The 25,050-nt window shown below is 62.1% G+C and carries 27 protein-coding genes; 20 read left to right on the top strand and 7 right to left on the bottom strand.

What is annotated here, in order from left to right; translation table 11 throughout:
* The first annotated feature begins 36 nt into the window (after positions 1–36).
* From RA24_RS07260 to RA24_RS07190, 15 genes are all read left to right on the top strand, one after another.
* Entirely contained in the window at positions 37–345 is a 309-nt protein-coding gene (locus RA24_RS07260; RefSeq protein ID WP_019295581.1) for a DUF1330 domain-containing protein, read from the top strand.
* A gap of 42 nt (positions 346–387) precedes the next feature.
* The gene (locus tag RA24_RS07255; RefSeq protein WP_036761872.1) at positions 388–849 is read left to right on the top strand and encodes a tellurite resistance TerB family protein; all 462 of its coding nucleotides are present in this window, start codon (positions 388–390) and stop codon (positions 847–849) included.
* Positions 849–1,289 (top strand): tellurite resistance TerB family protein, encoded by a 441-nt coding sequence (locus RA24_RS07250; RefSeq protein ID WP_019295583.1) that lies wholly within the window; start codon positions 849–851, stop codon positions 1,287–1,289. Before RA24_RS07255 ends, RA24_RS07250 begins: the two co-directional genes overlap by 1 nt.
* Positions 1,286–2,059, top strand: coding sequence for a phosphate/phosphite/phosphonate ABC transporter substrate-binding protein (locus tag RA24_RS07245; RefSeq protein WP_019295584.1), 774 nt, complete (start codon positions 1,286–1,288; stop codon positions 2,057–2,059). Before RA24_RS07250 ends, RA24_RS07245 begins: the two co-directional genes overlap by 4 nt.
* A gap of 135 nt (positions 2,060–2,194) precedes the next feature.
* Positions 2,195–2,974, top strand: a complete 780-nt coding sequence (locus tag RA24_RS07240) for an ABC transporter ATP-binding protein (protein ID WP_039148764.1) — start codon at positions 2,195–2,197, stop codon at positions 2,972–2,974.
* 39 nt (positions 2,975–3,013) lie between these two features.
* Positions 3,014–3,721 (top strand): transporter substrate-binding domain-containing protein, encoded by a 708-nt coding sequence (locus RA24_RS07235; RefSeq protein WP_019295586.1) that lies wholly within the window; start codon positions 3,014–3,016, stop codon positions 3,719–3,721.
* Positions 3,722–3,832: 111 nt separating this feature from the next.
* On the top strand, positions 3,833–4,717 hold the full coding sequence (locus RA24_RS07230; RefSeq protein WP_039190727.1) for an ABC transporter permease: 885 nt from the start codon (positions 3,833–3,835) through the stop codon (positions 4,715–4,717).
* Positions 4,714–5,520: an ABC transporter permease gene (locus RA24_RS07225; protein ID WP_039148767.1), complete on the top strand. Its 807-nt coding sequence runs from the start codon at positions 4,714–4,716 to the stop codon at positions 5,518–5,520. The genes RA24_RS07230 and RA24_RS07225 overlap by 4 nt, the downstream gene beginning before the upstream one ends.
* 195 nt (positions 5,521–5,715) lie before the next feature.
* A complete protein-coding gene (locus tag RA24_RS07220; protein WP_039149095.1) occupies positions 5,716–7,035 on the top strand; it encodes a glutamine synthetase family protein in 1,320 nt (439 codons plus the stop codon).
* A gap of 85 nt (positions 7,036–7,120) precedes the next feature.
* Positions 7,121–7,801 (top strand): type 1 glutamine amidotransferase, encoded by a 681-nt coding sequence (locus tag RA24_RS07215; RefSeq protein ID WP_039190725.1) that lies wholly within the window; start codon positions 7,121–7,123, stop codon positions 7,799–7,801.
* Positions 7,801–9,159 carry a glutamine synthetase family protein gene (locus RA24_RS07210; protein ID WP_039169629.1) on the top strand — a complete coding sequence of 453 codons (1,359 nt, stop codon included), beginning with the start codon at positions 7,801–7,803 and terminating at the stop codon, positions 9,157–9,159. The genes RA24_RS07215 and RA24_RS07210 overlap by 1 nt, the downstream gene beginning before the upstream one ends.
* Positions 9,160–9,266: 107 nt before the next feature.
* Positions 9,267–10,577, top strand: a complete 1,311-nt coding sequence (locus tag RA24_RS07205; protein WP_193747114.1) for an NAD(P)/FAD-dependent oxidoreductase — start codon at positions 9,267–9,269, stop codon at positions 10,575–10,577.
* A 144-nt stretch (positions 10,578–10,721) separates the two neighbouring features.
* Entirely contained in the window at positions 10,722–11,927 is a 1,206-nt protein-coding gene (locus RA24_RS07200; RefSeq protein ID WP_039190724.1) for a DegT/DnrJ/EryC1/StrS family aminotransferase, read from the top strand.
* Positions 11,928–12,020: 93 nt separating this feature from the next.
* Positions 12,021–12,542 carry a hypothetical protein gene (locus tag RA24_RS07195; RefSeq protein ID WP_241477344.1) on the top strand — a complete coding sequence of 174 codons (522 nt, stop codon included), beginning with the start codon at positions 12,021–12,023 and terminating at the stop codon, positions 12,540–12,542.
* A gap of 65 nt (positions 12,543–12,607) precedes the next feature.
* Complete coding sequence (locus RA24_RS07190; protein WP_241480916.1) at positions 12,608–12,790, top strand: hypothetical protein; 183 nt, start codon at positions 12,608–12,610, stop codon at positions 12,788–12,790.
* Positions 12,791–12,886: 96 nt separating this feature from the next.
* Here the strand turns inward: RA24_RS07190 and phaR are convergent, their stop codons facing one another.
* A complete protein-coding gene (gene phaR / locus RA24_RS07185; protein ID WP_039148783.1) occupies positions 12,887–13,441 on the bottom strand; it encodes a polyhydroxyalkanoate synthesis repressor PhaR in 555 nt (184 codons plus the stop codon).
* Between the two features lie 197 nt (positions 13,442–13,638).
* Between phaR and RA24_RS07180 the strand changes: the two genes are divergently transcribed.
* Positions 13,639–14,508 carry an NAD-dependent epimerase/dehydratase family protein gene (locus tag RA24_RS07180; protein ID WP_039190719.1) on the top strand — a complete coding sequence of 290 codons (870 nt, stop codon included), beginning with the start codon at positions 13,639–13,641 and terminating at the stop codon, positions 14,506–14,508.
* Between the two features lie 115 nt (positions 14,509–14,623).
* Complete coding sequence (locus RA24_RS07175) at positions 14,624–16,372, top strand: adenylate/guanylate cyclase domain-containing protein (RefSeq protein WP_036761864.1); 1,749 nt, start codon at positions 14,624–14,626, stop codon at positions 16,370–16,372.
* Between the two features lie 97 nt (positions 16,373–16,469).
* Here RA24_RS07175 and RA24_RS07170 read toward each other — a convergent pair whose 3' ends face one another.
* Entirely contained in the window at positions 16,470–16,919 is a 450-nt protein-coding gene (locus tag RA24_RS07170; protein ID WP_039190717.1) for a phasin family protein, read from the bottom strand.
* 133 nt (positions 16,920–17,052) lie between these two features.
* Positions 17,053–18,855 carry a PHA/PHB synthase family protein gene (locus RA24_RS07165; RefSeq protein ID WP_039190716.1) on the bottom strand — a complete coding sequence of 601 codons (1,803 nt, stop codon included), beginning with the start codon at positions 18,853–18,855 and terminating at the stop codon, positions 17,053–17,055.
* Positions 18,856–18,988: 133 nt separating this feature from the next.
* Here RA24_RS07165 and phaZ point away from each other — a divergent pair, with 133 nt between their 5' ends.
* Both phaZ and RA24_RS07155 read left to right on the top strand, forming a co-directional pair.
* Entirely contained in the window at positions 18,989–20,266 is a 1,278-nt protein-coding gene (phaZ, locus tag RA24_RS07160) for a polyhydroxyalkanoate depolymerase (RefSeq protein ID WP_039149101.1), read from the top strand.
* 4 nt (positions 20,267–20,270) lie between these two features.
* Complete coding sequence (locus RA24_RS07155) at positions 20,271–20,843, top strand: DUF6151 family protein (protein WP_039190714.1); 573 nt, start codon at positions 20,271–20,273, stop codon at positions 20,841–20,843.
* On the opposite strand, the gene RA24_RS07150 is transcribed toward RA24_RS07155, so the two are convergent.
* The 4 genes from RA24_RS07150 to RA24_RS07135 all read right to left on the bottom strand — a co-directional run bounded on the left by RA24_RS07150 (position 20,834) and on the right by RA24_RS07135 (position 23,880).
* A complete protein-coding gene (locus RA24_RS07150; protein ID WP_039190712.1) occupies positions 20,834–21,595 on the bottom strand; it encodes an alpha/beta fold hydrolase in 762 nt (253 codons plus the stop codon). The genes RA24_RS07155 and RA24_RS07150 overlap by 10 nt on opposite strands.
* A 121-nt stretch (positions 21,596–21,716) precedes the next feature.
* Positions 21,717–22,142, bottom strand: coding sequence for a VOC family protein (locus RA24_RS07145; protein ID WP_019295605.1), 426 nt, complete (start codon positions 22,140–22,142; stop codon positions 21,717–21,719).
* The gene (locus tag RA24_RS07140; RefSeq protein ID WP_039190710.1) at positions 22,142–23,131 is read right to left on the bottom strand and encodes an alpha/beta hydrolase; all 990 of its coding nucleotides are present in this window, start codon (positions 23,129–23,131) and stop codon (positions 22,142–22,144) included. The genes RA24_RS07145 and RA24_RS07140 overlap by 1 nt, the downstream gene beginning before the upstream one ends.
* Entirely contained in the window at positions 23,131–23,880 is a 750-nt protein-coding gene (locus RA24_RS07135; RefSeq protein WP_039169612.1) for an alpha/beta hydrolase, read from the bottom strand. The genes RA24_RS07140 and RA24_RS07135 overlap by 1 nt, the downstream gene beginning before the upstream one ends.
* A gap of 133 nt (positions 23,881–24,013) precedes the next feature.
* Between RA24_RS07135 and RA24_RS07130 the strand changes: the two genes are divergently transcribed.
* Positions 24,014–25,021 carry an Lnb N-terminal periplasmic domain-containing protein gene (locus tag RA24_RS07130; protein WP_039190707.1) on the top strand — a complete coding sequence of 336 codons (1,008 nt, stop codon included), beginning with the start codon at positions 24,014–24,016 and terminating at the stop codon, positions 25,019–25,021.
* Positions 25,022–25,050: the final 29 nt, after the last annotated feature.

Raw genomic sequence — 25,050 nt, 5'->3', positions numbered from 1 at the left:
CTGCCGTCAACCATAAGAACAAGGGAGGCTGCAGCCATGCCCAATGAAACCACCCCCAAGGGATACTGGGTGGCCCATGTGGATGTGAACGACATGGAGCGCTATCAAGCCTATATCAAGGCAGCGCGGCCGGTGCTGGAGGAGTACGAAGCCAAGTTCCTGATCCGCGGCGGCGAGCGGGAAGTGCGTGAAGGCGCGTTCAAGGCCCGCACCGTTGTCCTTGAATTCAAGGATTTCGAAACCGCTAAAGCCTGCTATGATTCCGTGGCTTATCAGAACGCCAAGGCCTTTCGCGATCTGGTCTCGACGGGTGATATGCACATCATCGAAGGGTACGGCGGCTGAAGCCGTCTGCCCTGCTGCTCTGCCAGAGGTCTGCCGATGCCCTTGCTCAAGAAATTCTTTCAAGCGTTCCGCCCGTCTGAGCCGCCCGCCCTTCCCGACCCGGATGCCGAACTGGCGCTGGGGGCGCTTTTGGTGCGGGTGGCGCAATCAGACCGTGACTACAAGCTGGAGGAGATCAGCCTGATCGACCGGATCCTGGCGCGGCTTTACCAGCACAACGCGATTGAGGCCGCCAAGGTGCGCGCCACTTGCGAAAAACTGCACGCAGCAGCGCCCGAAACAGACACTTTCGGCCGGCTGATCCGCGAGACCACCGGGCTGGAGGAACGCCTGGCGGCGCTGGATGCCCTGTGGGAGGTGGTGCTGGCAGACGGCAACGAGCACGAGGGCGAAATCACCATTATTGAGGACGCGCGCAAGGCTATGGGCCTGTCCTATGCCGACAGTGAAAAGGCCCGCGCCCGAGCGGTTGAGAAATTCAGCGGCACAGCGGGGGAGAGCTGATGTTCAAGGAACTGCTGAACCGGCTGCTGGAGCCCGCCCCTGCGCAGCTGGATGACGAAGGCGCAAAACTTGCGCTGACGGCGCTGCTGGTGCGAATAGCCCGCTCCGACCACAATTATTCCGAAGTGGAGAAGGACCGCATCGACCGGATCCTGACTGCCCGCTACGGGCTGGACACCGGCGGCACGCTGATCCTGCGCGAACAGGCGGAGGCCATGGAGGCTGAGGCACCTGATACCGTCCGCTTCACCCGCGCCATCAAGGACGCGGTGGCCTATGAAGACCGCACCGGCGTGGTCGAGGCGCTGTGGCAAGTTGCGCTGGCCGACGGGCACCGGGACGCCAATGAGGACGCACTGCTGCGGCTGTCCTCCAGCCTCTTGGGGGTTTCCGATGTGGACAGCGCCATGGCGCGCAAACGGGCAGAGGCTGCGAAATGATTGCACATCTAGGCATGTACGACCGCCCGGAAACCGCAGCGGCAAACGACAGGTTCTGGACGGAGATACGCAAACACCTCAGCGGCGGGCCAGAAACGCTGACCCGCGGTGCGGATTTCTGGCAGGTTTGGAAATCCCCGGATCTGCTGCTCTCGCAAACCTGCGGTTGCCCCTACCGCACCCGGCTTTACGGAGAGGTGGAGCTGGTGGGCACTCCCGACTACGGCCTTCCCGGCTGCGAACCCGGCTATTACAACAGCGTGTTTATTGCCCGCAAAGAAGACGCAGGCCAGCCGCTGTCCGCCTTAGCTGGACGCCGCTTTGCCTATAACGAATCCCTGTCGCAATCGGGCTGGGCCGCGGCGATGGTGCACCTGCACGACCGCAGTATCCTGCCCGGCGCGCTGGTGGAAACCGGCGGCCACCGGCTGTCTGCCGAAGCGGTCGCGGAAGGCCGCGCCGATTTTGCCTCCCTAGATGCGCTGACCTGGGAGTTGATCCGGGAACACGACACCTTTGCCGCCGGCCTGGCCGAGATTGAGCGCACAGTGCCGACGCCCACCCTGCCCTATATCACAGCCCTGGGCCGGGATGCGGATGAGCTGTTCACCGCCATTGAAACGGCCATCAGCGAATTGGATGCAGACACCAAGGCATGCTTGCATCTGAAGGGGCTGGTGCGGTTCACCCCCAGCGACTATCTCGCGGTGCCGACCCCGCCCGGCCCGGTGCTGACCGAACAGCGCATCCGTGCAGCGGAGCTGACGTAGCCGCCGCCTCCGAAATGGGCCGCCAAACCCGCCGTTTTGACAACTCAGACAGCAGCTTGTGCGGTTTGAACGTTGCATTCGGTCTTTTTTTCGGTCCAATAAGAACGAATTTCCACTCACAGGGACAACGACACCTTGACCGATACAACGCCCGTTCTGCAAATCCGCGGCCTGCATAAATCCTATGGCGAGCTGGAAGTGATCAAAGGCGTCGACATCACCGCCAAGAAAGGCGACGTGGTGTCGTTGATCGGGTCTTCGGGGTCTGGCAAATCCACTTTGCTGCGCTGCTGCAACCTGCTGGAGGACAGCCAGCAGGGTGAAATCCTGTTCAAGGGCGAACCGATCACCTGGACCGGCCAGGGGCTGGCGCGCCGCCCGGCTGATGCCAAGCAGGTGCTGCGCATCCGCACCAACCTGTCGATGGTGTTCCAGCAGTTCAACCTGTGGGCCCATATGACCATCCTTCAGAATGTGATGGAGGCGCCGGTCACCGTGCTGGGCCGCGACAAGGCAGAGGTTGAGGAGAAGGCCCGCCACTACCTGGCAAAAGTCGGCATCGGCGACAAATGCGACGTCTACCCGGCGCAGCTGTCCGGTGGCCAGCAGCAGCGCGCGGCGATTGCCCGGGGCCTGTGCATGGAGCCGGAGGCGCTGCTATTCGACGAACCCACGTCGGCACTGGATCCTGAGCTGGAGCAGGAAGTGGTCAAGGTGATCAAGGATCTTGCCGCTGAAGGCCGCACTATGCTGATCGTGACCCACGACATGAAAATGGCGGCCGATGTGTCCAGCCATGTGGTGTTCCTGCACCAGGGCCTTATTGAGGAAGAAGGTTCACCGGACGAAGTCTTTGGCGGCACCCGCTCCGAACGGTTGCGGGCGTTCTTGTCATCGACCCGCCATGAGCAATAATAACGAAATCAATAACCAACCAAAAATGGGAGTAACTTGATGAAATCTTTGATCCTTGGCACCGCCGCCCTGGCGCTGACCGCGGGCATGGGCCTGGCGGACACCGTGCGCCTGGGCACCGAGGGCGCCTATGCGCCGTGGAACTTCGTCAACGACGCCGGTGAGATCGACGGCTTCGAGCGCGAACTGGGCGATGAGCTGTGCAAGCGCGCCGAACTGACCTGCGAGTGGGTCAAAAACGACTGGGATTCGATCATTCCGAACCTGGTTTCCGGCAACTACGACACCATCATCGCCGGCATGTCGATCACCGACGAGCGCGACGAAGTCATCGACTTCACCCAGCCCTACACGCCGCCGGATCCGTCCGCATATGTGGCGCAGTCGGCTGACGTCGATCTGGCAGGCGGCGTGATCGCGGCTCAGGCCACCACCATCCAGGCGGCCTTCATCGCTGAGCAGGGCTGGACCCTGGTCGAATTCGCCACCCCGGAAGAAACCGTCGCAGCCGTGCGCAACGGCGAAGCTGACGCGGTTCTGGCCGACAAGAGCTTCCTGGACACTGTGGTCGGCGACGACCTGGTAATGCTGGAGAAATCCGAATCCCTGGGCGGCGGCGTTGGCATGGGCTTCCGCGAGTCGGATGCAGACCTGCGCGGCAAGTTCGACGCGGCAATCCAGTCGATGAAAGACGACGGCTCGCTGAACGAACTGATCGCCAAGTGGGAAGTGTCCTCACAGTGGTAATCTGATCCTGTTTCAGGATCTTGCAGGCCCGCGAGCCGCGGCACGCGGGCCTCATTCATTCGCTTCCGGCACCAAGCGTGCCGGGCGTGAGCACAGAAAGACAGGGTACATATGTTTTCCTATTGCACGGACCCATCCACGCTTGAGGGGCTGAGCTGGCTCAGCTGCTATCTGACCACCGGCAAGCATGTGAACCTCTACATCTCGGTCTTTGTGGTGCTGACACTGCTGGCGATCACCGCCCCGACAGCCCTGCTGTTCGGTTTCGGCGCTGCCAGTGCCGCCCGCTCGAAATTCCTGCCTCTGCGCTGGTTCGGCAAAGGCTACACCAGCATTGTACGCGGCGTGCCGGACATTGCCTTCTTCCTGTTCTTCGTCATCGCGCTTGACCAGGCGTTTGAGTGGATGCGCCACAAGGTGAAATGCCCGGACTGGGACCAGCCGATCCGCCAGGGCATCGACTTTGTGGTCTGCGACGCGGCCAAGCTGCCGCTCTCGACCTCGCCGCAGTGGGTGCATGAAACCTATGGCTTTTTCCTGGCCGTCCTGACCTTCTCCATCGTCTTTGGCGCCTTTGCCGCCAACGTCCTTTACGGGGCGATGCGCGCCGTGCCGCGCGCCCAGATCGAAACGGCGGAGGCCTATGGCATGACCCACCGCCAGGCGTTCTGGCGCATCCTGGTGCCGCAGATGTGGGTCTATGCCCTGCCCGGCCTGTCGAACCTGTGGATGGTGCTGATCAAGTCCACGCCGCTGCTGTTCCTGCTGGGCGTTGAAGACATCGTCTATTGGGCACGTGAACTGGGCGGCACCAAGACCGCGCGCTTCACCGACTACCCGCACCCGAATTGGCATGTCTGGTATTTCGCGGCGCTTCTGGTGTTCTACCTCTGCTTCACCAAAGTCTCCGAAGTGGTTCTGGACCGCATCATGACCCGCCTGACCAAGGGCCAGGCCACCGCAGCGGGTGAAGCACAAAGAAAGGCAGCGGCATGAGTTGCGTTGAAACGATCCAAGCCTATGCCTTCCGCTCCCTGGGCTTTGGCGAACGGCTGCTGCCGCGCGGCGAATATACCCTGTGCGAGCATTTCACCCTGATCGGATCCGGCCTGATCTGGAACGTCTACTTCGGCGCGCTGGCGCTGATGACCGGCTTTTTCCTGGCAGTCGCCCTGGCGGTCGGCAAGTCCAGCCCCAACCCGCTGTTCCGCAAGCCCGCGGAGTGGTTCATCTTCGTGTTCCGCGGCAGCCCGCTGTTCATCCAGTTCTTCTTTGCCTACGCCTGTTTCCTGAGCCTCAAAAGCGTGTCCAGCTTCTTTGATCCGTTCACATCGGCCTGGCTCGGGGCGCTGGTTGTACTGTTCTGCAATACCGCAGCCTACTCGGGCGAGATCTTCTATGGCGCACTGCTGTCGATACCAAAGGGCGACATCGAGGCCGCCGATGCCTATGGCATGACCGGCTGGAACCGCTTCCGCCGCATCACATTCCCGACCATGCTGCGGCTGGCCTGGCCTGCCTACACCAACGAGGCGATCTTCCTGTTCCATGCCACCACACTGGTGTTCTTCTCCGGCTTCCCGGCCTGGCGGCAGCAGGGCGATGCACTCTATTACGCCAGCTATTTCGCGGACAAGACCTTCAACCCGTTTGTCCCCTACCCGATCCTGGCCTTCTACTTCATCCTGCTGACGCTGGTGATTATCAGCCTGTTCGGCTTTGTGAACCGGCGGCTGAACAAGCATCTGCCGCAGGAGCGGCGGGCCAAGCCCAGACTGAGGATCAGCCTGATCCGCTAACAACAAAATGGCTCCCTCGGGAGCCATTTTTGCTTTTAACGGAGGCCCAGGCAGCTTCTCTGCATGGCCAGATGCGCCCATTCGCACCGACAATCCACCAGCTGCACGGCCATCACATCAAACTTTTGATCAAATTATCTTGGCGAATGGATTTCCATAGGCTAGGGTTGGCGCAACGCATTCATGGAGCCCCAAATGGACCTGCCCGGACTGAAGACAATCCGCATTGCCGCCTGTGATATGAACGGCCAGATGCGTGGCAAGCGGCTGCCCGCAAGCCAGGCCGGAAAGCTGGAAAGCGGCGGCGCCCGGATGCCGGTTTCCGCCCTCAACGTCGACCTGTGGGGCCGCGACGTCGAAGACAGCCCGCTGGTTTTTGAAACCGGCGACGCTGATGGCGTGATGCTGCCCACCAACCGCGGTCCGGTGCCGATGCCCTGGCTCAAGAGTGCCTCGGCGCTAGTGCCCATGGCGATGTACTGGGAGGATGGCTCCCCTTTCCTGGGCGACCCCCGCCATGTACTGGCAGATGTGCTGTCGCGCTACAGCGCACGCGGCTGGACCGTTGTCGCCGCGACCGAGATGGAGTTCAGCCTTCTGGATGACAGCGGTGCCCGCCCGGCCCCGCCGATTGACCCGCTGACGGGCCGCGAGCTGGATCAGCAATCGGTGCTGTCGATTGCCGAACTGGACGCCTTTGACGAGTTCTTCTCCGATCTCTACGACGGCGCAGAGGCGATGGGCATTCCCGCCCAGGACGCCATTTCCGAGGCCGGCCTCGGGCAGTTCGAAATCAACCTCCTCCACCAGGAGGCCATGCGCGCCGCCGATGATGCGTGGCTATTCAAGGCTTTGGTCAAAGGGCTTGCGCGCAAACACGGATTTGCCGCGACCTTCATGGCCAAACCCTATGCCGAGGAAGCCGGCAACGGCATGCATGTGCATTTCTCGGTCGAGGATCAGGACGGCAACAACATCTTTGACGACGGCAGCGACAAAGGGTCTGATCTGCTGATGCACGCGGTGGCCGGCTGTCTGGCAGCGATGCCCGCCAGCTCACTGATCTTTGCCCCGCACGGCAACTCCTATGACCGGTTGGTGCCCGGCGCCCACGCCCCGGTCAGCGCCGCTTGGGCCTATGAAAACCGCACCGCCGCCATCCGTATTCCCGGCGGCAGCCCCAAGGCACGCCGGATCGAACACCGGGTCGCAGGCGGCGACATCAACCCCTACCTAATGCTGGCTACGGTGCTGGGTGCAGCATTGGCCGGGATCGAGGACAAGATGCAGCCTCCAGCGCCTTCCGAGGGCAACATTTATGAGATCGAGGGCCTGCCGCAGCTGGCCGCCGACTGGGAGACCGCGATCAACTGGTTTGACACCGACCCGCTGATTGCACGCATCCTTCCGGACCTCGCCATCCGCAATCTTGTGATGACCAAGCGGCAGGAGCTCATTGGCTTTGCGGAACGCCCCATGGAGAGCCATTGGCTGTCTTGGCTGGAGGCGGTATAAACCCGCTTTGCCTGCGGCGCCCGGGAAGCCCCTTGCCCGCCCCGGCATCCTCGGCTAGGCTCAATTTGATCAAATTTGGTGACTCATGAAAATCGGCATCCTGCAAACCGGCCACTCCCCCGAAGACCTGTTCGGAGACTTCGGCGATTACGACGCCATGTTCCGCGATATGCTGGACGGCAACGGATTTGAGTTTCAGACTTGGGCGGTGGTGGACGGCATTCTGCCGGACAGCCCTCAGGACGCCGACGCCTGGCTGATCACCGGCTCCAAGCACGGCGCCTATGAAGACCACGCCTGGATCCCTCCGCTGGAGGATCTGATCCGCGCCATCCATGCACGCAAACAGCCGCTGGCGGGCATCTGCTTCGGCCATCAGATCATCGCCCAGGCGCTTGGCGGCAAGGTCGAGAAGTTCGAGGGCGGCTGGGCCGTCGGCCCGGTCACCTATCAGGTGGACGGCAAGGACCTGACCCTGAACGCCTGGCATCAGGACCAGGTGGTGAAGCTGCCCGAAGACGCGCGGGTGCTGGGCGGCAATGAGTTCTGCCGTAATGGCATCCTTGCCTATGGCGACCACATCATCTCCTGGCAGCCCCACCCCGAATTCCCCAACGCCTTCGTGGGCGGCCTGATTGATAAACGCGGCCGCGGCGTGGTGCCTGGCGACCTTCTGGATCGTGCAGCCGCCGAGCTGGACACCCCCGTAGACAACCAAGATATCGCAACCCTCCTCGCAGATTTTTACAGGAAAGAGAGGACCTAATGTCAGCCTGGCTCGACACCCTTCCCGAAGCAGCAAAAGCCTATCTGGAGGGGCGTCGTCTCGACGAAGTCGAATGCGTTATCTCGGACCTTCCCGGTATCGCCCGTGGCAAGGCGGTACCGGCATCGAAGTTCGCAAAGACCGACTATTTCCATCTGCCCGACAGCATCTTTTACCAGACCATCACCGGGGACTGGGCGGATGCCGCGGACGAGGACGGCTGGATCGAAAAGGACATGACCCTGAGGCCGGATATGTCCACGGCCACAGCTGCGCCCTGGACCGGCGACTGGACCCTGCAGGTGATCCACGACGCCTACGACCGGCATGATCAGCCGATCCCCTACAGCCCGCGCAACGTGCTCAAGCGCGTGGTGCAGCTTTACCGCGATAAGGGCTGGAAGCCGGTTGTGGCACCTGAGATGGAATTTTTCCTGGTCGCCCGCAACATCGACCCGGCCAAGGAGATTGAGCCGATGATGGGCCGCTCCGGCCGCCCGGCGGCGGCGCGTCAGGCCTATTCGATGACTGCAGTGGACGAGTTTGGCCCGGTGATCGACGACATCTATGACTTCGCCGAGCATCAGGGCTTTGAGATCGACGGTATCACCCAGGAGGGCGGCGCCGGCCAACTGGAAATCAACCTGCGCCACGGCGACCCGGTGAAGCTGGCGGACGAGGTGTTCTACTTCAAACGGCTGATCCGCGAGGCTGCGCTGCGCCACGACTGCTTTGCCACCTTCATGGCCAAGCCGATCGAGAATGAGCCCGGTTCTGCCATGCATATCCACCATTCGATCCTGGATGTGGAGACCGGCCAGAACATCTTCTCCGGCCCGCAGGGCGGCGAGACGGACGCATTCTACAACTTCATCGCCGGGCTGCAAAACCATCTGCCTGCAGGCATTGCCGTGATGGCGCCCTATGTGAATTCCTACCGCCGCTACGTGAAAGACCACGCCGCGCCGATCAATCTGGAATGGGCGCGCGACAACCGCACCACCGGCATCCGCGTGCCGCTGTCGGGGCCGGAAGCGCGGCGGGTGGAAAACCGCATCGCCGGCATGGATTGCAACCCCTACCTGGGCATCGCCCTGTCGCTGGCCTGCGGCTATCTCGGCCTGGTCAACGAGGAACGCCCGCGCAAGCAGTTCAAGGGCGACGCCTATGAGGGCGAAGGCGATATCCCGCAGGTGATGGGCCAGGCGCTGGACCTGTTCGACGAGGCCAAGGAGCTGCACGAGGTGCTGGGTCCGGACTTTGCCCGCGTCTACTCCATCGTGAAGCGCGCGGAGTATGAGGAGTTCCTGCAGGTGATCTCCCCCTGGGAGCGCGAGCATCTGCTGATGAACGTCTGAAGCCGCAGGCGCTGCGCCCCGGTGCAGCGCCTGTGCAATTGAGTATTTGGGCAAAGAAGAACAGCGGGATCCCTTCCGGGGACTCCCGCCAACAGGTGAGGTGCGGGATGGCGATGAACCTGCTCTATTCCAATGACCGCAAGGGCGAGTATCCAAGCAGCTGGTATGCGGCCACCGCCGCGCCGCTGGAGCGCTTTCCCGCGCTGGACAGCGATGTAAAGGCGGACGTCTGTATCGTCGGCGGCGGCTACACGGGCCTGTCAGCAGCCCTGCATCTGGCAGAGGCCGGCCTGTCCGTTGTTCTGCTGGAAGCGCAGCGGGTGGGCTTTGGCGCTTCGGGCCGCAACGGCGGCCAGCTCGGCAGCGGCCAGCGGATGGAGCAGGACGGGCTGGAAAAGCTGGTCGGTTTGGATGATGCCCGCAAGCTCTGGGATCTGGCCGAAGGTGCCAAGGATCTGGTGAAGGATCTGGTGGCCCGCCACGGCATCGACTGCCACCTGAAGCCCGGCGTCGCGCACGCCTGTTTCTCCAATGGCGAAACGGCGCATGAGCACGCCTACGCGGAACATCTGCAAAACCGCTACGGGTATGATCAGATCGAACTGCTGGACCGCGACGCGATGCAGGCGCTCTGCCCGTCACCCGCCTACGTTGGCGGCTCTCTCGATATGGGTGCGGGCCATCTGCACCCGCTGGCCTACGTTCTGGGTCTTGCCCGCGCAGCCGCAACTGCAGGAGCTGTCATCCACGAAGGCAGCGAAGTTCTGGACATTCAGGAAGGCAGCCAGCTGCGCATTCGCACCGCGGGCGGCACTGTGACAGCAGATCACCTGATCCTGGCCTGCAACGGTTATCTCGGCGGGCTGAACGGCCAGGTCGCTGCGCGGGTTATGCCGATCAACAACTTCGTGGTGGCGACCGAGCCGCTGGGCGATGACGCCGCCCGTGTTCTGGCCCGCGACGTGGCGGTCGCTGACACCAAGTTCGTGGTGAACTACTTCCGCCTCAGCCATGACAAGCGGCTGCTGTTTGGCGGCGGCGAAAGCTATGGCTACCGGTTCCCGGCAGACATCTCCGCCACCGTCCGCAAGCCGATGGCGGAGATCTTCCCGCATCTGAAGGATGTGCAGATCGACTATGCCTGGGGCGGCACCCTGGGCATCACCATGAAGCGGATGCCTTATCTGGCACGGCTGGCGCCCAATGTGCTGACAGCCTCCGGCTACTCGGGCCACGGTGTCGGCACCGCCACCCATGCGGGCCAGTTGATGGCACAGGCGATTCAGGGACAGGCCGAAGGGTTTGATACCCTGGCCCGCGTCCCTGCCCCGCGCTTCCCCGGCGGGCCGCGGATGCGCTCGCCGCTGCTGGTGCTGGCGATGACCTGGTTTGCCATGCGCGACCGGCTGGGCATCTGAACAGCGGCCTGAGCCGGATTCCGCGCAACTCCGCAACAATTCTGTGAAATTTTGCCGGGCGCAGCAGATTCCGCTGCGTCCAGCCTTGGCTTCCCGGAAAGTTAGTTTTAGATTTCCCAAAGAAGCAATTCAGGATTTTGAAATATGGCTCTGCCGCCCAACGTTCATGACGCTGAACCCATTCCCGCAGCCGCCCGCGACGCCATCGATGCCCTGATGCAATCAGGCGACCTGTTCCGCTACACCGCGCCCCAGGATGCGCCGGTCACGCTGCTGGAACAGGAATATGCGGAGCTTCTGGGCTGCAAATATGCGCTGGCGGTGTCTTCCTGTTCGGCGGCTCTGTTCCTGTCTTTGAAGGCGCTTGGCCTGCCCCGCGACGCCCGCGTTCTGATTCCAGCCTTCACCTTTGCTGCCGTGCCCTCCTCCGTCGTGCATGCCGACTGCGTGCCGGTGCTGTGTGAAGTGGCTGACAACTACCGAATCGACATGGCCGATTTCGAGGCCAAGCTGGACAGCGTGCAGGCGGTGATCATCAGCCATATGCGCGGCCATACCTCCGACATGGATGCGATCATGGCGCTATGCGATGCCCGCGGCATACCGGTGGTCGAGGACGCCGCCCATTCGCTGGGCACCACTTGGAACGGCCGGAACATAGGCACCATCGGCAAGGTGGGCTGCTTCTCCTTCCAGTCCTACAAGATGGTCAACGCCGGCGAAGGCGGCATCCTGATCACCGACGACGCCGACCTGGTTGCCCGCGCCGTGATCATGTCCGGCGCTTATGAGCACAACTGGAAAAAGCACAAAGGCCCGCACGGCGAAAACACCCCGGACCTGGAACAGGCCTTTGCCAAGTGGCAAAACCAGCTGCCGCTCTATAACCTGCGGATGAGCAACCTCTCTGCCGCAGTGATCCGCCCGCAGCTGCCGGAACTGGCCCGCCGGGTGCGCGACGGCCTCGCCAACCACGATTACGTGGCGGAGCGGCTGAACGCCTCCCCCTTCTTTGACGTGCCCGCACCGCTGGGGCCGGAGCGCCGGGCGCCGGATTCAATCCAGTTCAACCTGGTGGATCTAAGCGAAACACAGACCCGCGCCTTTGCAGCCGCAGCAGAGGCCAAGGGCGTCAAGGTCCAGGTCTTCGGCCTGTCCTCCGACAACGCCCGCGCCTTCTGGAACTGGCAGTTCCTGGGCAATGTCCCTGAGCTACCCCAGACCCGTGACATGCTGATGAAGGCCTGCGACGTGCGCCTGCCGGTGCGGCTGACCCGGGCGGAGCTGGACGTGATTGTCGGCATCCTGCTGGCCGCCGCAGAAGAGACCATGGGCAAGGCTGCCGCCTGAGAATATCAGTGCTTTAGCGAATACCGGCCCCGGACTCCGCGCCGGGGCTTTTCGCGATTGCAATCCAGGCTTGTGCCGTCCACGGTGCCGCTCATGAAAGGCCCATTGAAATTCAAACGGCGCCCGGCCACCGCGCTGGTGGCGATGGCAAACTCCCTGAGCATGGGCGATGCAGTCCCCGGTGATGAGCTGCGCCAGATCATTGGCGCGGTTGTGTCGGACCGCGCGGAACGGGCGGCGCTGCTCGCCGCGCTCCGTGCGTCCAACGACCCGGACTGCGGCCTGGCCGTGGCCGACCTGCTGACCGCCTTTGCCACCGAGGCGGCAGAGGCGGAAGCCCAGGCCCGCGACGCGGATCAGGTTATCGGCCAATGGGCGCAGCGTCTGGCCGCCGGCGCGCTGCTGGCAAGCTTTGGCGCCACGATTGCAGACACGGTGACCGGCGGGCTGGCCTTTGGCCTCACCCTTCTGTCTTTTTCAGGATTTGTTTTTGCCACCGCCTCCCGCATCGGAGGAAGGGTGAAAATGCGCCGCCGAGCGCAGGAGCGGGAAAGCGCCGAGACCCTTGCCCGCCACGTGCTGGAAGCAGGCAAACTGAAGAAGGAGGGGAAGTGATATGGAATTTTCAGCTTTCCTGCCCTATATTGGCTGTGCAAACGGAGAAATGCATGTTTGAAGCCATGGGACTTGAGACTGTCATCGTCAGCACGATCGTCGGCGCCTGCGCCCTGTCTTTTGGCGCCAGCGCCTATCTTTTCATGCGCGCGCGCCCCGCTGCGGAGGCAAAGGACCTGGACAAGATCGTCCAGAACGCTCCCTATCACCGGCTGCACAACGTGCTGAAGGTCGACGTCGGCTCCTGATCCGCACTCGCATGTACCTGCCCGTTGAAAAAGCCCCCGCCGAACCGGACAGGGGGCTTACCTTTCGGCTGTGCTTTCAGCGCTGGGCGATGCGCCTCATTTCATCTTCGACAGTTTATCCTGCAGCGCTGCCAGCTGTTTCTTGATGTCGTCCAGATCTTCGCCGCTGCTGTCGGACTTCTCTTCCTCAGCACCGCCGGTCCAGCCCGCAGCACCGAAACCGCCGGTCATTGCCTTCAGGAACGCCTCCTGCTGCGCCTTCATCGCCTCGAACCCGGGCATCTTGGACATCGGGTTCATCGCGGTCATGTTCTCCACCATTTTCGACTGGCTTTCTCGCAGCATGTCAAAGGAGGTCTGCAGGAACTGCGGCATCACCCCGCCGCCCGGCACCATGTAGCTGCGCACCAGGTCGTTGAGCACATTGACCGGCAGAACATTCTCGCCGCGGCTTTCATGCTCGGCGATGATCTGCAGGAGATACTGGCGAGTCAGGTCATCGCCAGTCTTCAGATCGACAATCTGCACTTCTCGGCCTTCCCGGATGAACCCCGCGATATCCTCCAGCGTGACGTAATCGCTGGTCTCGGTGTTATAGAGCCGCCGGCTCGCATACCGTTTGATCAGCAAGGGTTTGTCCTGTTCTGCCATGTGATCCCTCCCCGGTCATGACGCATTGCAGCGAAGCCTATGCCAGCGCAGAACAAAAGGGAAGCCTTGGCGTGTTTTCCGCAACAATTGTTCTGTACAGCCCTGCTGCAGCTGCATTCAAAGCGCTTGACCTGAACCTGGCTTGAGCTTTTATGAGTGATCCCGCACCAGAATCCGAAGCGGGAGAGAATACAGAAATGAAAGTCCTGATCCTCGGCGGCACCGGATCCATAGGCACCGCCGTTACCCAAGAACTGATCCGCCACGGTCATGATGTGACCGGTCTCAGCCGGTCGGAGCTGTCGGACCGCAAACTGGAAAGGATGGGCGCCCGCCCCCTGCGCGGCGACCTGCGCGCACCCGGCCCCTGGGTCCGCGAGGCGGCCCGCACCGACGGCTTGATCCAGCTGGCCGCAACGTTTGAGGATGACATGGGTGAGGCAGACACTGCAGCTGTCACCGCAATCCTGCAGCAAGCCGCCCTGCGGCCGGAGCCGCTGCGGATGATCTACACAGGCGGCTGCTGGCTTTATGGCGCGACCGGCAGTCAGATCGCAGATGAGACCAGCCCAATGCGCCCGATCAAACCCTTTGCCTGGATGCAAAAGAACGCCCGCCTGGTACTGGCCTCCCCGGACATCTCAGCCGCGGTGATCCACCCAGCGCTGGTCTATCACGAGGACGGCGGCGCCTTCTCACGCTACCTGGCGGCTGCCAGCGAAGCCAAGCCGTTCGAGATCTGGGGCAGCATCTCCACCCGCTGGCCGCTGATCCAGCGTGAAGATCTGGCCCGCGCCTACCGGCTGCTGCTGGAAAACCCAGACCTCAGCGGTCACTTCAACGCCAGTGCCCAGGATGGCGTTCCGGTTGCCGAGATCACCCGTGAAATCGCCCGCCGCCGCGGCCATGATGGCGGTTATGTGGTACGCAGCCTGAAACATGTGCTGTGCAAATACGGCAGCTGGGCGGAAGGCCCCACGCTGGACCAGCAGATGGGATCCGAAAAGCTGCGCCGCCTGACCGGCTGGCAGCCCCGGTTTTCCAGCTTCCACACTGCGCAGTTTTGAAGACAGGCCAGAACCCATTGAAGAAATATCATATTATTTGCATCCAAATTCCCGCAAAAAACTCTCAATATGATATAATAAAGGTCAGGTCTTTGAGTCTGTGGTGGCGGGGAATATGGCTGACCAAGGGGACAGACAGAGACAAGCTGCCATACTGATCGCTGACGTGGCCGGTTTTTCCGCGATGGTGGAAACCGGAGAAACCGAGGCCGTTTCCGCGGTGCGTAAACTGGCCGACAAGGTCATCGTGCCCGCAGCGCTTCAGTATTCGGGCCAGCTTGTCAAAACACTGGGGGACGGCTTTCTGCTGGAGTTCCCTTCCTCCTTGCAAGCCGTGAAGGCTGCCTTGTTGATCTCCAAGAAAACCGCAAGCCAGGGCACCAGCCTTGGGCATCCGCGTCTGGCCTTGAGGATGGGGATCCACACCGGGAATGTCATCTCTGCCGGTGACGACCTGTTCGGAAACTGCGTCAATATTGCAGCCCGGCTTGAAAGCCTTGCAGGTCCTGGCGAAATCTGCGTTTCGGGCACTGTGCAAGAGCAGGTCCGCGGCCGGATCAACGCTGCCTTCGACGATCTTGGCCTGCAGGTCATCCGCAATATCTCCGATCCGGTGCGGATCTTCCGCATTGCCGAAAACACCATGCCGCAGCTGGATCCCGAAGGCCCGGCCTATGAAATCTCCGTTGCGGTGCTGCCGTTTGCCGGCAAACCCGCTGCCGCAGACAGCGCCAGCAGCCTGGCGGACTCGCTGACCGAAGATATCACAATCGGCCTTTCCAGGTTCCGCGAACTGCGGGTGATCTCCCGCACTACCGCTCTGCGTTATGCCAGCAGTGCCTCGGAGACCTCCCTTGCCGCTGTTGAACTGGGCGTGCGCTATCTGGCTGAGGGCACCGTGCGGCAGCTTCCTGGCAAACTGCGGGTTGCGGTCTCGCTGGCGGATGGCATCAGCGGCAGCACTCTGCTCAGCGAACAATACCACTTGGCAGCTGGTGCGGATATCACCCAGCAGGACGCGCTGGCCCGGCAGATCACCCAAACTCTTGCCGGACAGCTGCAGGCCACCGCAAAGCGGAGGTCGGCTGCAATTGCCGCAGCAAGCACTCCCCTTACCGCGCGGGAGCTTGTTCTCAGAGCCAAGGCGCTGATCCTGGATACCCGCGATGCGCTGATGCAGTGCCGCAGCCTGTATCAGCAGGCCAGCGACTCCGATCCCGGAAATGCCACAGCCTGTTCAGGGCTCGCTCTGACCTATCTGGTGGAATGGATGAGCGGCTGGGGTAAGTCACCCGCGGAAACCCTCGACCGGGCCTTCCCGCTGCTGCGCCGTGCAGCGCGTATCGACCCGCTGGACAGCGTTGCCCAGCGGCGCCTCGCGGTCATGCACCTGTTCAAGGGCGAGTTTTCACTGGCAGAGGATCATTTCCAGCGTGCGCTGGCGCTTAATCCGAATGACACCGACGCCATGGCCTTCCGCGGTTTGTCCCTGGTTTATCAGGGCATGCCGGAAAAGGCGCTTGCCGAGCTGGATGAAGCCACAGCACGCAACCCGTTCCATCCGACCTATTTTCATTGGTTCAAAGGGCTGGCGCTATACATGTGCCGGGAATACCAGCCGGGCATCTCAGAGGTGAACAAGGCGGTCGGCCTGTTTCCGGGGTTCCCGGCACCGCGCCGCCATCTGGCAGCCTGTTACGGCCAGCTGGGTGACCGTACCGCCGCAGCCCAGGAATGCGGGCGCATCCTGCAGCTGGAGCCCGGGTTCTCAGTCAGCCGCATCCGCAGCACGCTGCCCTTTGCCAAGGAAGAAGACCTGGAGCATTACTGCGACGGGCTGCGCCGCGCCGGGCTGCCGGACTGACCTCCCCTGAAACGCAAAAGGACAGGCCTTGCGGCCTGCCCTTCTTCACAATCCGGCTCCGTCAGGGAGGAGAGCGAGGGCCGGATCGTGGTCGTTCTTACTTGGCAGCTGCCGAAGCTTTCTTCGCTGCGGAGGTCACCTCTTCGGTGGCCTTTTTCACGGCAGCGGTTGCTTCTTCGGTTGCGTCTTTGCCAGCAGCCATCAGCAGCTCAACGGTGTCCATCTGAACCTTCTTTGCCACTTCGGCGAAGGCAGCCATGTTCTCGGCAGCCACTTCAGCGGAAGCGGAAGCAAAGTCGGTTGCGGCTTTTGCGTAGTCGGCCGGCTCTGCTTTGACTTTGGAAACGTCGCCCAGCTTGGCGATGGTTTCTTTGGTCCACTTGTTGGAGATCTCGGCGGATTTGCCGGCGGCGTCCAGTGCAACAGCGGACAGCTTCTCGTTCAGAGCTGCGGTGTTCTTGAATGCGTCTTCCATCGCTTTGGTGTCGACCGGGAAGGCGCCCATGAAGTCTTTCATCATCGCGGTGAAGTCTTGGGTCTTTGCCATAGTTCTAATTCCTCAGAAAGCTGCAGCAGGACCATCCTGCGCTCTTAGCATGAAGGGAATATGCGTGCCGCATCGCAGCATTTCAAGAGATTTTTTGCTGCAGTGCAGAAAAAAATTTTCTGCGCCTGCAAAATCAACGGTTTGCTTTCACCTTCACATAGGATCCCGGGGCCGGCATCAAAGAAGGGAAGCCCGAATCCCCCACCTCGCGGGCGGGAACCTGCTTGCCTGCGCGCTTCTTGAGCCAATCATTCCAGCGCGGCCACCAGGAGCCCTCGTGGTAATCCGCGCCTTCCATCCAGGCCTCCTGATCCCCCTTCAGATCGTCATTGGTGTAGTGGCCGTATTTCTTCTTGCTGGGCGGATTGACGATGCCGGCGATATGGCCGGATTCCGACACGATGAAGCTCTTGCTGCGTGACCCCATCTGCTGCACGCCGGCATAGCAGTCCTTCCAGCGGGCGATATGATCGGTCTCGCAGGTGATCGCCATCAGCGGCACATCCACGTCCTTGATATGCAGTTTGTGGCCCATCAGCTCGAACCCGTCGCCAACAAACTCGTTGTTCTGGCAGAGGCCCCGCAGATACTGCACCGCCATCCGGCCCGGCAGATTGGCACCGTCGCCGTTCCAGTAAAGCAGATCGAATGCAGGCGGCGTCTCGCCCATCATGTAGCTTTTCACAGCCGGGCCGTAGATCAGGTCCTTGGAACGCAGGAACGACATGGTGCGCGCAATCACCCAGGACCGCAGCAGCCCTTCTTCCTCCACCTGCGCCTCGATCCCGTCGACGAAATCGTTCTGCAGGAACGGCGTGAACTCGCCCTGATCGCCGAAGTCCGTCAGCGTGGTAAAGAAAGTGGCCGATTTCACCGACTTGTCGCCGCGCTGCTTCAAGAGCGACAGCGTCAGGCTCAGCGTGGTGCCGGCAATGCAATAGCCCACTGCATTGACCTGATCGGTCTTACAGATATCCTTGGCGGTCTCGATTGCGGTCAGGAAGCCCTCCTGAATGTAATCCTCCATCCCCACGTCGGCATGACTGGCGTCGGCATTGACCCAGGAGACCACAAACAGCGTGTAGCCCTGCTCAGTCACCCATTTGATCAGGCTGTTCTGCGCCTTGAGGTCGAGGATATAGAACTTGTTGATCCAAGGCGGGAACAAAACGATCGGCGTCTCATGCACGGTCTCGGTCACCGGCTTGTACTGGATCAGCTCCATCATCCGGTTGCGGTAGACCACGTCGCCCGGCGTGGTGGCGATGTTGCCGCCCAGCTCAAAGGCGCTCTCATCCGCCAGCCGCACCACCAGCTCGCCATTATTGGCTTCCAGATCGGTGACCAGGTTCTCCAGCCCGTCGATCAGCGACTGGCCTTCGGTTTCCACCGCCTTTTCCAGCGCGTCCGGGTTGGTGGGCAGGAAATTGGTTGGCGCCATCATCTCGATGATCTGATCGGCGAAATAGGTCAGCCGCTGCTTGTCCTTGCGGTCCAGGTCCACCGCATCCTGCACCGCCTTGCGGATCGCATCTGCGTTGGTCATGTACTGCTGCTTCACGAAACTGAAGTACGGGCTGCTCTCCCATAGCGGATTCGAAAAACGGCGGTCCTTCGGGCCGCCGTCATCCGTGCTCTCCGGTTTTCCAGCCAGGGCTTTCTGCGCTTCTGCGAAATTCAGCACAGACTTGCTCCAGTATTCGACCTGCTGCTCCAGGATCTTGGCCGGGTTCTGCATGGCTTCGGCCCAATAGGCAGTTGCTGCACGCGCATAAAGCTCTTGATTCGGACCGTCCAAAGCCGGGTTATGCGGCACCTTCCGGGACATGACATCGGCCAGACGCTTGCTCAGCTCCTCCACACGGGTCATGTTTTCCTTAAGCTTTTCAATGCTCTCAGAATTGGCCGCTGCGGATAATTCGTCACTAGTTGTCATATAAAAGAATCCCTCATAGGCTTTCTGCTATGCAGAATACTCTTCTGCATTTTTCAGGGCAAAGCGGCGATTGGTCCGATAGTCCGGATTTGATGGTCCGATGACGCAGGGGCAAAGCCCGAAGGAGACGCGCATGCGATACATGATGACCTACGACCTGATGGAGACCGTCCGGAACACCAACCAATGGTTGGGCGCCACGGCCCTCTCCATGGCATCTTACCCGGTCTTTTCCGCCTTGCCAAACCCTGCCCTCAGCTGGATGGCCGCCTGGGGCGAAGTGACGGAACGTACTTACCAGCGCATGGTGGTGAAACCCGACTGGGGTATTCCCTCCTTCACCTGCGAAGACGGCAAGGACCATGTGGTTGAAATTGCCAACGTGGTCGAGCGCCCCTTTGGCGACCTCATCCATTTCAAGGTCAGCGGACGCGAGGAACAGCCCCGCAAGGTGCTGCTTGTTGCCCCGATGTCCGGCCATTACGCCACCCTCCTCCGCTCTACCGTGCAAAGTCTGATCAGAAACTGTGAAGTCTATGTGACGGACTGGCACAACGCCCGCGACATCCCTGTTTCCGCAGGGAAATTCGATGTTGAGGATTACACGCTCTACCTCGTTGATTTCATGCGCGAGCTGGGACCGGACATCCATGTTGTTGCGGTCTGCCAGCCGGTGCCGTTGACCCTGGCCGCCACCGCCTATCTGGCAGAGCAGGACCCCAAGGCGCAGCCCTCCTCGCTGACGCTGATCGGCGGCCCGGTGGACCCGGACGCAACCCCGACCGAAGTCACAGATTTCGGCCGCCGCGTCACCATGGGCCAGCTGGAGGAAACCATGATCCAGCGCGTCGGCTTCAAGTATCCCGGCGTCGGCCGCAAGGTCTACCCGGGCCTGCTGCAGCTGGCGTCTTTCATGTCGATGAACGGCGAACGGCACTCCAAGGCCTTCATGGATCAGATCCAGCGGGTGTCCCGCGGCGAAGCCTCCGACCACGATGCCCACAACCGGTTTTATGACGAATATCTTGCCGTGATGGACATGACGGCGGAATTCTACCTGTCCACGGTCGAACGCATCTTCAAGAACCGTGAGATCGCCCGCAATGAATTCGTGGTGAATGGCCACAAGGTCGATTTCTCCAAGATCACCGATGTGGCGGTGAAAACCGTCGAAGGCGCCAAGGACGACATCTCCGCTCCCGGCCAATGCATCGCCGCGCTGGATCTCTGTACCGGTCTGCCGGAAGAGAAGAAGGCCAGCCACGTCGAACCTGGCGCCGGCCATTACGGCATCTTCGCGGGCCGCAGCTGGCGCAACAATATCCGCCCGCTGGTGATCGACTTCATGAACGCCAACAGCCGCAAGAAGCCGGCAGCTCACAAACCCGCCAACAAGAACACGGCTGCCTGAATATATGGCAGAGGGGCTGGCGTTTTCCTGCAATTGCGGGGCCTTGCGCGGGGAAGTTGCGGCGCAAGGCATCAAGACCGGCACCCGCGTTGTCTGCTATTGCGCCGACTGCCGCGCCAATGAGCTGTACCACAACCAGCCCGACCCGGCCCCCGATCCGGTCGACCTCTTTCAGCTCGCCCCTGATACCATCACCATCACCCAAGGCGCGGATCATCTGAAGGCGCTCCGTCTCGGCCCCCGCGGGCCGTTACGCTGGTATGCATCCTGCTGCGGCACGCCCTTTGCCAATACGCTGGCCAAACCCGGCCTGCCCTTTGCCGGCATGCGCTCTGATCTGTTCCAGGACAAATCCGCCCTGGGCAAGATCCGGTCCAGGGCCTTCATCCCCGCCCCCGGCAAGCAAGCCCGCACCAAGGGCGGAGGCGCCATGGCCTGGGGCATCCTCAGCCGGATGATCACCGCGCGGCTGTCCGGCCGGTGGAAGGATACGCCGTTCTTTGATGCGGAAACCGGCAAGCCGGTTGCAGAGCCTCAGCTGATCAGCAAGGCAGAGCGCGCGAAACTTTATCCCTGAGCGTAAAGGGCGGTCTCCGCAGCGGGTTCGGCTACCGGCTCTGCCAGCCAGTGCAGCAATGCCCGGTTCACGGCATCCGGCTGCTCCAGCACTGGAAAATGACCGGCATCCGGCAGGATTTCCAGCCGCGCCTCCGGGATCAGCTGTGCCAGCAGGTCCAGCTTGGCCGGGGGTACGATCGTGTCATGCTCTCCGCCGAGAACAAGCGTAGGCACATGCACCCGCCGCATTGCGGCCTGCTGGTCCGGCCTCCGCTGCAATGCGCGTGCCTGCGCCACATACATCTCCGGCCCCAGCTCCATCCCCATCCGGCAGAACAGCTTGTGCACCTCCAGCCGCAAGGGGCCCGGGGCAAGCGCTTCCGCCGGCAATGTCTCGCGCAGCACATCCTCCAGCCGTCCGGCGCGCGCCGCGACGATCTGCGGCTCCCGGCCTGCAGCCTGATCCGGTGTCTCGGCCAGCGGGCTAGCCCCAATGATGCACAGCCGGCTGATCCGTTCCGGGGCCCGGCGCACCAGTTCCATCGCCAGAATGCCACCCATCGAAAATCCTGCCAGGGCAAAGCGCGGCGGCAGATGGCTCAGCATCCGGGCAGCGATCTTCTCTACCGTGTCGCCGCCGGCCAGCGGCAGCACCATCACCGGCATGCTGCCGGAAAATGTCCTGACCTGAGCGTAAAAGATCCGGCCGTCGCACATCATGCCCGGCAGCAAAACCAGGGGTTCGCGGCACGGTTGCTGATCATAAGGCATGTCCTGCCCTCGCGGTTTGCCTCCCACCCGTTTGTCAACTCTGTGGACGGCAAACCCTTAGATCAAGAAAAACCTCGGGGCGGCGGCAATTTACAGAAAAGCTGCCGCCGCCCTGCCACGCTCAGTAGCCGTTCCAGCGGAACGCGCCGTCCTCCGCCAGCGGCGAGAACGGGTTGAAGGCGATTTCCCAGACATGCCCGTCCGGGCTGCGGAAATACCCGTGATGGCCGCCCCAGAACACATCCTGCGCAGGCTTCAGCACCTCCGCACCGGCGTCCTCTGCCGCGGCCAGGAGCTGTGCCACCTCTTCCTTGCTGCGGGTGTTGTGGCTCAGCGTTATGGCACCGGTTCCCAGAGCCTCAGGCGGCAGGCCGACATCTTCCGCCAGCGCCACCAGCGGATAGAGACCCAGTGTCTGCGAAATCAGATCAAATGCAATGACGCCATCCGGGCTTTCGGCCCGTTTCCAACCCAGAGCCTCGTAAAAGGCGGCGGCCTTCTCCATGTCCGGCACGCCCAGCGTAATCAGGCTCACCCTTTGTTCCATTACTCAAATCCTTTTGTGTTCAACCAACTTAATATCCCATCCACCGTTGCCTGCGTCTGGCTGGGCGATACGATGTCTCCGGCCAGAATATGGCCGTGCACATCGTCTGCAGCCCCCGGCGGCACCAGATTCACCGCAACCGGACCACCCCAGGCTGCGGCAACCTCCGCAGTGATGTCAGGCCGCACCACCTTATCGCCATCTGAATACCAGAACAATGCAGGAACATCCGTTTGACTGAAGTCCAGTTTGCTGACCGTTTTCAGCATTGCCGCCATCGGAAGCACGGCCTGCGACGGGTACCGCGTGGTCCAGAACCGCCCATAGGCTTCGCTGCGCACCGGCAGCTCTACCTCGCGCCCGGCCAGCGGCGGCAGCCAGAAGCGTGAAGCGGGCCAGGTCAGCAGAGGAGCAAAAACCGTGTTCAACCCGTAGTTCGGCGACATCAGTACCATTGCATCAATGCTCTGCGACAACTCCGCATCCAACGCCGCCACCGTGGCGAGGGTTGCACCCGTGGAATTGGCGATAACCACGACCCGCTTCCCCACCTGTGCCGCCGCCGCCAGCGCCTCTGCCGTGTCCTGCATCCAGGCCTTGGGCGTGGCCTCCAGCATTGCAGCCCCGGAACGCCCGTGGCCGGTCAGCCGGGTAAACACCAGATTGGCGCCCAAGGCTTCAGCCACCCGGTCCGGCACCGGGCGGATTTCCTCGGAGGTCGCGGAAAACCCATGGATGTAGAGGACCGAGACCGGCGTCCGTGTCTCTGCCTGCCCAGCCCAAACCACGCGCTTTTCCGCACCCGGCGTAATGTCGCCGTAGCGGCTCTCGACGCTTTCAAAGTAGACCTGAACGCCTTCACCAAACTTGCGCGCATCAAAACTGGCAGTGAGGTCCACGTCCTCATAGGGGCCAAAGGCCCACAGCGCCGCAACGGGCACCGCCAGGGCCAGCAGCCCCCGCCCCAAGGCGCGCCCGAACCTGCGCATCAGGCGGCGCCCAGAACGTCCAGAACCGCGTCTTCGATCATCTTCAGGCAGGCCTCATCCGAGAAGCGGTGATCGGCATCTTTCACCAGGTTCAGCCGCATGTCCGGGCAGGTTGCATGATCCATCAGCCGCAGCGCGGTCTCTGTCGACACCGCCGTATCCGCCGTTCCCTGCAGGCAGCGCACCTTGAAGGGCAGGAACAGCGGCGTGCGCAGCAGCAGCCGCTTGCGCCCGTCCTCAATCATCCGTTTCGAGATGTGATAGGGCTCCATATAATCGCTCGGGAGCTCCACATAACCGCGGCTCTCGAGTTCCGCCTTTTGCGCCTCCGAGAAATTTGCCCAATAGCCGTCCTCGGTGAAGTCCGGCGCTGCGGCGATAGTCACCAGGCCCTTGATCCGCTCCGGCATCTCGCGCGCCAGCAAGAGCGCCTGCCAACCACCCATCGAAGACCCTACAGGAACGATCTCCCCCTCAGTCAGCTGCGCCACCGCCTCCAGCGTGTCCTCGTGCCAGTCGCCGATGCAACCTTCCTCGAACGTGCCGGAGCTTTCGCCATGGCCGGAATAGTCGAACCGCAGAAACGCCTGCCCGCGTGCCTTGGCCCAGGCCTCCAGATGCACCGCTTTGGTGCCCTCCATGTCCGACTTCAGCCCGCCCAGGAACACCACGCACGGCCCCTGCCCCTCGCTCTTGTGATAGGCAATCCGGCGGCCCTGGGCGGTCTCGAGGTACGATGCGGCTGGCATGTCTTTGCTCTCCTGTGCTTTTCCCAAGATGTGGCACGGCTCCGCCCGCCCCGCAAGCAGGTGCACAGCCTGCTTGCAACTCCCCCGCTGCCTTCCTTATGGTCCGCCAAAATTTTTTGAAGGACCCCAGGGCATGTTCAGACTCATCAAGGGCATTTTCACTGGCGCCGCCATCCTTGCGGTGGCCCTGGCGACAGTTTGGGCGGTTATGGCCCTGTGGTACCGTCTGCCGTTTGAAGCTCTGGGCCGCGGCGCGCTGGCGGGTGGCTTCGCCCTCCTTGGACTTGCCGTCATCGCCGGACTGTTCCGCCGCCACGCCTTGCGCGCGCTCACTACTTTCGTTCTGGCACTGGCTGCGGTGATCCTGTGGTGGTCCACCCTCACCCCGCCCGCAGACCGCAACTGGTCGCCCGATGTGGCCCGCCAGGTGACCGGCACGCTCGAGGGCGACATCCTCACCCTAAGCGGCGTGCGCAATTTCACCTGGGACACACCGGAAAAATTCACCGAGGCCTGGGAATCCCGCAGTTACGATCTGACCAAGCTGCAATCCACCGACCTGTTCATGTCCTACTGGGCCGGCCCGCAGATGGCGCATATGATCGTCAGCTTCGGCTTTGAAGGCGGCGAGCATATCGCCTGGTCGGTTGAGGTGCGGCGCCAGCTGGGCGGCGGTTTCTCCCCCATCGCCGATCTGTTCAAATCCAACACGCTGGTTCTGATCGCCGCGGATGAACGCGATCTGGTCGGCACCCGCACCAATGCCCGCGGCGAAGACGTGCAGCTTTTCCGCATCGGCGTCAGCCCCGACACCGGCCGGGAACTGCTGCTGAAATACGTCGAGACCGCCAACAGCCTGGCAGCACAGCCCCAGTGGTACAACTCGCTGACCACCAACTGCACCACGGTAGTGATGACCCTGATCCGCAGCTTCGCGGAGGACGTGCCGCTGGACTGGCGGGTGCTGGCGAATGGCTACCTGCCGGAATTTGCCTGGGAACAGGGCGTTCTGGATCAAAGCCGCAGCGTCGAAGACCTGCGCGCGCTTGGCAGCATCACCCCGATCGCGCAGGCGCATGGGGTCGGTCCCGACTACTCCGCCATGATCCGCGAAGGCGTGCCGGCGCCCGCACAGGACTGACCGGCATCTTTATGGTTTAAAATACCCCG

The sequence above is a fragment of the Leisingera sp. ANG-M6 genome (assembly GCF_000813905.1).
Classification (GTDB): Bacteria; Pseudomonadota; Alphaproteobacteria; order Rhodobacterales; family Rhodobacteraceae; genus Leisingera.
The sequence above is the reverse complement of the archived record's forward strand: the minus strand, read 5'-3'. Positions and strand labels throughout refer to the sequence as shown.